The sequence below is a fragment of the Streptococcus sp. k-628 genome (genome assembly GCF_013277475.1).
Lineage (GTDB): Bacteria > Bacillota > Bacilli > Lactobacillales > Streptococcaceae > Streptococcus.
Genome location: NZ_VMMZ01000121.1, coordinates 1 through 968, shown reverse-complemented (window position 1 = coordinate 968; position 968 = coordinate 1). Strand labels below are relative to the sequence as shown.

Genomic DNA, 968 nt, shown 5'->3' with positions numbered 1-968 from the left:
AGCAACCTACGGCTAGCTTTCTAGTTTGCTATTTGATTTTCATTGAGTATAAGATTATAAGTGAAGGAGTGTGACATGAAAAAGTGGTGGAAAGAGCTGATAGATAAGCCTCTATTAAAAGCCTTTTTGCATTATTATCAAGCATCAGATAGTGAGTTGACCAGTGTTGCAGTAGCCTACTATTGGTTGATTTCGATTTTTCCCCTGCTTTTGGTGGTGGTCAATATCCTCCCCTATTTTCAGATTCCTGTGGGAGAATTTCTGGGCTTTATGAAAGACGTCCTGCCCCCAAGCCTCTATGAAGGTGTGGAAAAAATAGCCAGAGAAGTCTTGACGCAACCTTCAACAGGTTTATTGAGTTTTTCTGTTTTATCGGCGTTATGGAGTTTTTCAAAATCTATGAATTTCTTGCAAAAAGCTTTTAACAAGGCTTATGGCGTCGAAAAGAGTCGTGGGCTTATTTCCCATCAGATGGTGAGTCTCCTAGTCAGTTTTGGCTTGCAGCTCCTCTTTGCGTTTGCCTTGTTTTTGAGCTTATTTGGGCAGATGATTTTGGATTTACTTGCTCATTATTGGACAAAAGATGGCATTATCTATCAGGCTTTACAAGGTTTGGCAGGTCCTCTGACTTACGCCCTCCTCTTTGCTATCTTGGTCATGCTTTATTATTTTCTTCCCAATCTATCTAACAGGAAAATTAGCTATACCCTACCAGGCAGTGCCTTTGTTCTCTTAGTGATTTTAGTTCTACTAACTCTGTTCTCTAGTTATCTCAATTACTATGTCCATCATTTAGTGGACGTCCGAATTTTAGGTTCAGTTCTTCTTGTTGTTATGATGTTTTGGTTTATCTTGATTGCTAAAATTGTTATCCTAGGAGCGGTGATCAATGCCAGTGTTCAGAGTTTGAAAGATCCGAGCTTTAGAAAAGATTAACTATTTATCTATTACAAAAGCGCATAGTATCA

General features: G+C 38.7%; 1 protein-coding gene. It reads left to right on the top strand.

What is annotated here, in order from left to right; all coding sequences use genetic code 11:
- Nucleotides 1-75: 75 nt before the first annotated feature.
- Complete coding sequence (locus HT730_RS10305) at nucleotides 76-936, top strand: YihY/virulence factor BrkB family protein (protein ID WP_173307534.1); 861 nt, start codon at nucleotides 76-78, stop codon at nucleotides 934-936.
- The last annotated feature ends 32 nt before the right edge of the window (nucleotides 937-968 follow it).